The organism is Pseudomonas sp. SIMBA_068 (genome assembly GCF_046534705.1).
In the GTDB taxonomy this organism is placed as follows: Bacteria; Pseudomonadota; Gammaproteobacteria; order Pseudomonadales; family Pseudomonadaceae; genus Aquipseudomonas; species Aquipseudomonas putida.
Genome location: NZ_JAWRYI010000078.1, coordinates 1 through 415, shown reverse-complemented (window position 1 = coordinate 415; position 415 = coordinate 1). Strand labels below are relative to the sequence as shown.

General features: G+C 55.4%; 1 protein-coding gene. It reads left to right on the top strand.

The genetic code is table 11. From position 1 onward, the window contains the following. A partial coding sequence (locus SB756_RS28230; RefSeq protein WP_410912791.1) for an aminotransferase class I/II-fold pyridoxal phosphate-dependent enzyme occupies nt 1-415 on the top strand: 415 nt, incomplete at both ends.

The following is a 415-nucleotide window of genomic DNA, read 5'->3' as shown; positions in this document are numbered from 1 at the left end:
AAACTGTGTGGCGATGGCGGTTTTACCCGTCGCTGCCAGCAGTGGCTGGAGCAACGTTTTGGCAGCGCCAAAGTGTTACTGACGCCGTCCTGCACCGCTTCGCTGGAGATGGCGGCGCTGCTGCTCGATATCCAGCCTGGCGATGAAGTGATCATGCCGAGCTACACCTTTGTCTCCACCGCCAATGCCTTTGTGCTGCGTGGCGCAAAAATCGTTTTTGTGGATGTTCGCCCGGACACCATGAACATCGACGAAACGCTGATTGAAGCGGCGATCACCGACAAAACGCGCGTTATCGTGCCGGTCCATTACGCGGGTGTGGCCTGCGAAATGGACACCATTATGGCGTTGGCGAAAAAGCATAATTTGTTTGTGGTAGAAGATGCCGCTCAGGGCGTGATGTCCACTTACAAAG